The sequence below is a fragment of the Brachybacterium sp. genome, from assembly GCF_036379615.1.
Lineage (GTDB): Bacteria > Actinomycetota > Actinomycetes > Actinomycetales > Dermabacteraceae > Brachybacterium.
Genome location: NZ_DASVGJ010000013.1, coordinates 19,522 through 27,587 on the forward strand (window position 1 = coordinate 19,522; position 8,066 = coordinate 27,587).

The 8,066-nt window shown below is 68.6% G+C and carries 2 protein-coding genes and 1 rRNA gene; all 3 read right to left on the minus strand.

The window, feature by feature from the left end; all coding sequences use genetic code 11:
• Nucleotides 1-10 precede the first annotated feature (10 nt).
• Nucleotides 11-6,229 carry an Ig-like domain-containing protein gene (locus tag VF289_RS03020; protein WP_330880955.1) on the minus strand — a complete coding sequence of 2,073 codons (6,219 nt, stop codon included), beginning with the start codon at nucleotides 6,227-6,229 and terminating at the stop codon, nucleotides 11-13.
• 426 nt (nucleotides 6,230-6,655) lie between these two features.
• Complete coding sequence (locus VF289_RS03025; protein WP_330880957.1) at nucleotides 6,656-7,663, minus strand: polyprenyl synthetase family protein; 1,008 nt, start codon at nucleotides 7,661-7,663, stop codon at nucleotides 6,656-6,658.
• A gap of 313 nt (nucleotides 7,664-7,976) precedes the next feature.
• A 5S ribosomal RNA gene (rrf, locus tag VF289_RS03030) occupies nucleotides 7,977-8,066 on the minus strand; the annotation flags it as partial.

The window sequence follows — 8,066 nt, forward strand, 5'->3', positions numbered from 1 at the left end:
TCCGTGGAGCTCAGCTGGATCCGATCTTGACCTTGTTGGAGTCTCCGGACTTGCCGCCGGATTTGACCGTCACCCAGACGTCCGCCGTGGGGTGGCCCCAATACGGCGAATGACCATTGGCGCTGAGGCCCCACTCACCTGAGGAGTTCGTCGTGAGCGTCCCCCACGCCGGGGTGCTCCCATCGGAGGTCGGGAACCAGCAGCCGCCGGTCCCGGCCTCGGAGGCAACGCAGTAGGTGTATGTCGTGTTCGGCTCAAGATCGGTCACAGTGAAATCGATGTAGTAGCACCAGCCGTTCTTGCATCCCGATTCACCGGTGGCATCGCCGTATCCTCGAGCATTGACGATTCTCGGCGTCGGCGGCGGGGTCCACTTCTGCGCAGCCTGAGTCTTGGACACCGTGCCGCTGAGCAGTCCCTTGGCGTTCTTGACCCGGGCTTCGATCGTCACATCGCCCTCGGACTTCACCTGGTACGTCTTCGAGAAGGACGTGCCCGAGTCCGTCCAGCTCCCGCCGTTGATGCGGACCTGGAGAGTCTTGCCGCCCGCCCCGCCGTCGCCGCCTCCGGCACTCGCCGTCACCGTGACGGGACAGCTGTTGCCGTCGGCGCACTTTCCGTTGGAACTGCCTACCGAGGGATTCGCGGGTTTCGTATACGGCTTCACCGCATTGGACTGCTGGGACGGATCGCTGATCCCGCCATTGGCCTCGAAGCCGTTGCGGGCCTCGACGGTGAACCGGTAGGACGACCCGTTCGTCAGGTTCGTGAAGGTGTGGCTGCGCGTGGAGGCGTCGACGGTGACCGGGGAGGGGCCACCGCGGATCACATACTTCGTGACCGTGGTGCCGTTGCCGTCAGCCGCGGCCCAGGTGACCGTCGCACGACCGTTCGGGCCGTCACCGGTCCCCTCGCTGGGCATCGACGCTTCGACGCCGCCGGGCGCCGAGGGCTTCGCCCACGGGGTCACCGCATTCGACGACTTCGAGGCGCCCGACCCCTTGCCCACGGAGTTCACCCCGGTGACGGTGAAGGAGTGCTTGGAGTCCTGGTCCATGCGGGGGAATCTGGTCGAGGTCTTCGACGCCGGAACGGTCTGAGAGCTCCCGGAGGACGGCGTGACGATGTACTCGGTGATCGGCTCGCCGTTGGCTTCCTTCTCCGTCATCGCAGGCCAGCTGACGTCGATGGTTCCGCCGCGCGGGTCGTTGACACGCTCCGCCTCCGGGGTGCCGCTGGGAGTCAGCGGCTTGCCGGCCGGATGCTCCGCGCGGGACCAGTCCGACCAGTCGGAGGGCTCCTCCGCGAGGTTCTCCGCCTGGATCCGGAAGCGGTAGTCCACCCCGTTCTGCAGCCCGGTGAACACCGTCTGGGTGCTCCCGCCCTCGACCTCCCGGGACGAGACCTCCTGGGTCGCCGTGTTCTGCATCTGCAGGGTGTAGGTCTGGATCGCCGAACCGCGGTTGACCGGCGCGGTCCAGGCGACGGTGAGCTGCTGGTCGCCCCGTTCGGGTGACGGCGCCGCGGGCTTCTCGGGCCTGACGTCCGGGCGCGCGACCGCGGAGGGCACCGACGGATCGGAGTCGCCGACCTCGTTGGTCGCGACCACCTGGAAGGTGTACTCGGTGTCGTTGGTCAACCCGGTGATCGTGCACGAGGTGGAGGCGCACTCCTGGCTCACCCCGGAACCGCTCGCGCTGGAGACGGTGTACCCCGTGATCGGGGCGCCGTTGTCCGCACCGGCGTTGAACGTCAGCTCGACGAAGCCGTCCCCGACCTCGCCGATGCGCGGTGCGGAGGGCGGCTCCGGGAACCCGCGCACGGTGGCACGGATCTCACCGGACACCACCCGGTCCGGATCCTCCGTGTCGTCCTGGACCCGGTACTGGGCCGTGAGGATCCCGTGGAAGTCCTCATCCGGGGTGATCGTGACCTGGTCGCCGTCCGCGGCGACCTCTCCACGGCCGGAGACCAGCGAGGTGTCCAGCACCGTCCTGTCGCCGTCCGGGAAGGGGTTCGAATCGTTCTCCAGCACGGCGATCTGTTCGGTGGTCCCGGCGTCGATCTCGGCTTCGTCGAGCGAGGCGGAGATCAGCGGGCGCTGGGAGCTGCCGACGGTGATCTGGACGGTCGTCGAGACAGGAGGGTTGGTGCCGTCGCTGACCGTCACCGGCACATCGACGATGGTGCCCTTGGCGGCCTTCGAGGACGCGGTGACCGTCATCGTCGAGTCCTCGACGCCGACGGTGATCTCGGGGTCCCCCTCGTACGAGCCGAGAGCGAAGACGAGGTCGTCGCCCTCGGGGTCCTCCGCGCCCTCCGACAGGTCGAGGGTGGTCGCGGGTCCGGCCGGCTCGACCTCCAGCACCGCGCCCTGGAAGGTGGGCGGGAGGTTGCTCTCCTCCGGAGCGACCTCGACCGGGATCGCGAGGGTCGCGGTGGCCGCGGACGCATCACCCACGGCGCCGTCGGTGACCTCTGCGGTGATGGTGTCGTTGCCGGAGAAGTCCGCCGCCGGGCGGTAGACGAGCGTCGACTCGTCCTGCACGAGCTGGCTGCCGTCGCTGTGCTGTGCGGAGACGAGGCTGGGGTCGGTGATCTGGACCGACTGAGCACCGGGCCGGACGCGCACGTTGCTCGGGTCCGCGAGATCGATCGTGCCCTCGGACCCGGCCTGGACTGTGAGCGGCTCGCCCACCCATACGGGTGCCTGCTTCGCCGTGCCGGGGACCCAGACGTACCCGGCCGAGACCCGGTCGTCCACGTCGGTGATCGTGTACCGGATCCGCTGCTGCTCCTCCTGCGGGACGATCCGGACGGTGTCGTCGTCGCCGACCAGCTGCACACCCTCATAGGTGCCGTCGATCGCGACCTCGAGGTCGTTCGTGCTGCCGTCGGGATCCGAGTCGTTGGCCAGGACGTCGACGTCGACGTACTCGGTCGTCGGATCAAGGATCGTCTCGGCATCCACGAAGTCGTCACGGGCGACCGGGGACCGCAGCGGTGCGTTGCTGGCCACCTTGATGGTGGCGGTCGCCGAGCTCTTCAGCTGCCTGTCGGAAGCGGAGTACAGCACCGTGTGGGTGCCGGGCTCCGTCGGCGTGACGACGGTGATGTACCCGTCCTCCTCGCCCTCGCCCGGCTCGATCTGCTCGATATCGGTCATCACCTGCACGTCATCGCGGACGATGCCGAGCGTGTCCCCCTCGGGATCCGTGTCGTTCTCGAGCACAGGGATCTGGACCTCGCGGTCCGGGCGCACCTCGACGGTGTCATCGACCGCGTAGGGAGCCTGGTTGGCCTCGTTCGGTGCCGCCACCCCCACCAGCACCTCTGCGGTGCCGATCGCGCCCTGGCGGTCCATCACCTGGTAGCTGAAGCGGTCCGTGCCCCGGGAGTCCTCATACGGCTTGTACTCGATCCACTCGCCGTTGGCCTCGACCACCTCTCCGAGGGTCGGCATCGGGCTGGTGATGCCGGTGAGCATCACCGAATCTCCGTCGGGGTCGATGCCGCTGGAGGGGACCGGGATCCGCACCGTGGTGCCAGCCACCGTACGGGCGGTGAGGTTGTCGGGCTTCGGAGGCGAGTTCTCCGCCTCCCGGGGGACGATCGTGATGTAGGCGAGCGCGGAGCCTGTGCGGCCCGTCTCATCGACCACCTCGTACTGCACCACGGCCTCACCGGTGGCATCATCGTCCGCCCGGAACCGGATCTGGTCCTGATGCGGCTCGGTGGCGCCCTTGTCGTCGGCGCGAGAAGTGTCCATGGCGCTGCCGAGATTCAGGTCCGAGCCCGTCGGCGAGACGTCATTGGCGGTGACGTCGATGCTCACCATGTCCCCGGCGCGCACCACGGCCCGGTCCGGCACGGCCTCAGGGTTGGCGAACTGGGTGTCGGTGCTCGCGACCATCACCCTGACGGTGCCGGTGGTGCTGCCGGTGGAGTTCGCGACCTCGTAGGTGACTGCGACCGGCTCGTCGCCGACGACAGCCCCGGGCGCCGCCTCGACCCTGATCAGGTGGTGGTTGACGACGGTGGCCTTGAGCCCGCTGTTCGGGGGGACGTCGAGGGAGTTGACGACCAGGACCCCGCCGGTGGGGTCGACATCGTTCTCCAGCGGATCGATGAGCGTGTCCGCGCCGGTGGTCACGGTCCCGATGTCGTCGACCGCGACAGGGTCCATGTCCTCAGGCTCAGGCTCGGTCACATCCACGCGCACGAGGCCGAGAGAGGTGGTGCTCGCGCCGCTCGCACCGACCGAGTACTCGAGGTAGTGGACACCCGGGGAGGCACCGGAGATGTTGATGGTGCCGGCATCCAGCACCGGTTCGACCTCCAGGCCGTCGGACTCGCTGACGCTGATCAGCTCGAGGTCCCCGCCGTTGGGATTGAGGTCGTTGGCCAGGGGCTTGACGACCGCGGAGTGCCTGGCGACCACACTCGCATGATCAGCCGTGGTGATCGGCGCGAGATCGCTGTCCGTGACGGACTCGATCTCCACGACTCCCTCGCCGGCGAGACCGTTCTCGTCGCGGAAGGTCAGCTGCACCTGCTTCGTGCCCGGGGAGAGCCCGGCATCGTTGAAGGTGATCAGCCCGTCGGGACGGAAGGTGACCAGGTCCTCGGGCTGGACGGTGGCGTTGGCGAGATAGAAGGCATCACCGTCGGGGTCCTCCCAGTACGGCTGGATGTTGAAGCTGACCTCCTCACCGGCGCGGACCTGCACCTTGGTGGTGGTCTCGTCCGCAGGGGCCGGCGGAGAGTTCTCGCCCTCACCGCGCACCTCGAGGGTGACCTCGGCGGTATCGGTACCCCCGCGACCGTCATCGGCCTGATAGGTGAAGGTCGCGTCGCCGGTGGCGTCCGGATCGACCGTGATCTGGAGCTGAGTGCCTCCCCGGATCGGAGTGACCTCGCCGATCCCCGGCTGCTTCCCCTCGACGCTCACGGTGAGGATGTCTCCGTCGGGATCGGTGTCGTTCCGCGTCACCGGCAGCACCACGTTCTTGCCCGGGCGCACCCCGAAGGTGTCCTCGTTGGCGGTCGGGGCCCGGTTCTCCTCGTCACGCTCGGCCGCGACGTTGGTGATCGTCGTGGTGAGGGTCTCCTTCTCCTTCTCCTGCGTCGTGTTGGTCTGGATCTCCTGGTCGATCACCCAGTTGTCCACCAGCTGCATGCTGTCCATGATCTCCCAGGACAGACCGAACTTCTGATCGTTGAGGACCACCAGGTCCTGGTTGACGCGCAGCACCAGATCAGAGGCGCTGTCGGCCTCCGGGATGGTCTCGGCGACGGGCTCCTGCCCCTCGCAGGCGCGGACGTACCGCTGGGAGCCGCCCCAGGCCCCGTAGGCGCACCCTTGGACCTGCGCGGGCTGGACCACATCGGTGCCCGTGCCACCCGCAGCGATCGCCTCCGGGGCACCGCCGTTGAAGGGGATGACGAACAGGGTGTCCACGGTCGCGACGACGAAGGTGTCCGCCGCAGGACCGGGCTGCTGGAGCTGCGCGCTCTCGAGGGTGGAGACTCCTTCGTCGGCGAGGTCGTACTCCTTGCCGTCGTCGCCGACACGCAGCAGGTTGTTCTCACGGTCCAGGATCACCGGCTGCTCACCGACGGCGGAGAGCTGGATCGACTCCGGCTTCTGGGAGACGTTCGAGATCTCGACCGGATCACCGGCGGCGGTGTCCCGCGTGTCATCCGCCCTCTCGAAGGTCAGCAGCTCGGAGCCGTCCAGGACGAACACGGTGCCGGCGTCCGAGACCGCGACCGGTCGCTGCTTGTCCCCCGCCTCCAGGACGGGATCCACGGTGCTGGGACTGAAGGCTGCGGCCTCGTCCGGTGTGAGGATCCAGACGGCGCCGTTGGGGGCGGAGATCGCGACGCGGTCCCCTCCGAGCGTGACCGTTGTGCCCGGCGGCAGTTCGACCAGTCCGTTGCGAGTGACCGACGCGGTGTTGATGGGCGTCATGCCGCGCGGGCCGGTCTCGATCACGGTGTACCCGGACTGGAGGATGTCCAGGTCCTGCCCGGTGGCGGAAAGACGGCCGTCCAGTTCGCCGACGTCGACATTGAGCCGGCCGAGCAGGCCCAGCTGCTCGTTGGTGACCCAGACCCCACCGTCGGAGACCTCGACATCGGAGGAGGACAGCCCGGGATAGCGCAGTGCGAATCCTGTGAGCACCAATGCCACGATCGCGAGCGCGGCGGAGGACACCGCTGTCACCCGCCTCCCCCGGCGCCGCGTCGGTACAGCGGTGTCAGACATGGTCGTACCCCCAGCACATGTTCATTGTCCTCGCGCGCCCACCCACGGCCTCACAGCATCCCCCCGGGGGGACGACTCCCGAGCTCGGCGCAGCCGCGCGCGCGACCTCGTACAGGGTACTCGCAGGAGGACTCGGGCACCACGAGTGGCGGATCACGAAGTCGAGAAATCCATGGTGCGGGGAGGGGGACCTGCGGTGATCAGTGCGGCGCACGGCGAGCACCGGGGCACACGGCGAGCACCTCGGCGCCCGACGATCACTGCGGTATCAGAACCGGCCCCCTCGGGGCTCCGTGTCCGCTCTGGAGGTGGGCTCAGCGTGCGCGATGGTGCTGGGCCCGCGTGCGCGATGGTGGTGGGCCCGCGTGCGCGCTGGGAGCGGGCTCAGCGGCTGCGGCGGACCAGAGTGGTCGTGAACCCCATGAGTGCATCACGCACCGCCCCTGCCGGAAGCTCCGCGAGGATGTCCATCGCCTCTTCCGCTGTGCGTGCGGCGAGCTGACGGGTCTCCTCCAGCGCGGGGTCCGACCGCAGCAGGGAGACGACCTCGTCCAGGGCCTTCTCGGAGCTGAGATCCCCGTCGAGTCGACGGACGATGTCGAGGCTGACGGCATCCTGCTGCTCTGCCGCTCGGCGACGCACCAGGAGCGTGGGCATGGTCGGCACGCCCTCGCGCAGATCGATGCCCGGCGTCTTGCCGCTCGTGGCGGCGTCGCTCTCGAGATCCAGCACGTCATCCGCGAGCTGGAACGCCACGCCGACCTTCTCGCCATAGCGCCCCAGCACCCCCGCGGTGCTCTCGGGCGCTCCCGCGAGGGATGCACCGAGGCTGCCGGCGAGGGCCAGCAGCGAGGCGGTCTTGTCGGAGAGCACGGAGATGTAGTGCGCGAAGGGGTCCTCGCCTGCCGCCGGCCCCACCGTCTCGTGCAGCTGGCCGAGGCAGAGCCTCTCGAAGGTCTCGGAGTGCTGGCGGACCACGTCGGCTCCGATGCGGGCGCTGAGCCCGCTCGCCCGCGCGAAGAGGAAGTCCCCCGTGAGGATGGCGACGTTGTTTCCCCACAGCGCATGGGCACTGTCCGTACCGCGCCGGGTCGCAGCAGAGTCCATCACGTCATCGTGGTAGAGGCTCGCCAGATGCGTCAGCTCGACCAGGACAGCAGCGTCGAGCACGCCCTCCGCGTCGATATCACCGAGAGAGGCGGACAGCAGCACGAGCATGGGACGCACTCGCTTGCCCCCGGCGTCCATCAGATGCCGGCTCGTCCAGCGGACCATGTCATCGGAGGTCGCCACGGACTCGCGAAGCCGTTCCTCGATCGCGGCGAGACGCTCGGTGACGCTCGTGGCGAGGTCCTCGTCGACGTCGGGAACGCCCGGCAGCGTGGACGACATGGCTCTCCTGAGATTCGGGGGGCGGGGTGAAGCGCGCCCGATGATGGACTGCGAACTGCGGAGGCGGACTCCCGCCCCGGGGATCCCTCACCGCTCGGACAGCGGTGACGATCCGAGGGCCGAGTCTACCGGGACAGGCGCCGATACACCCCGGACGAGAGTCCCGAGGTGAGCGGAGAGACGCTGGCTCGGCAGGGCGGGGACCGTGCCTCGAGGGGGCGGCGCATGGCGCAGCGTTCGGGCATGAAAAAAGGGAGTGGAAGAGGCGAACACCCCGCAGGGGTTCAAGCACTCCTCCACTCCCAGTGAAGATGTCCGGCGGCGACCTACTCTCCCACACCCTCCCGAGTGCAGTACCATCGGCGCAATCGAGCTTAGCTTCCGGGTTCGGAATGGAACCGGG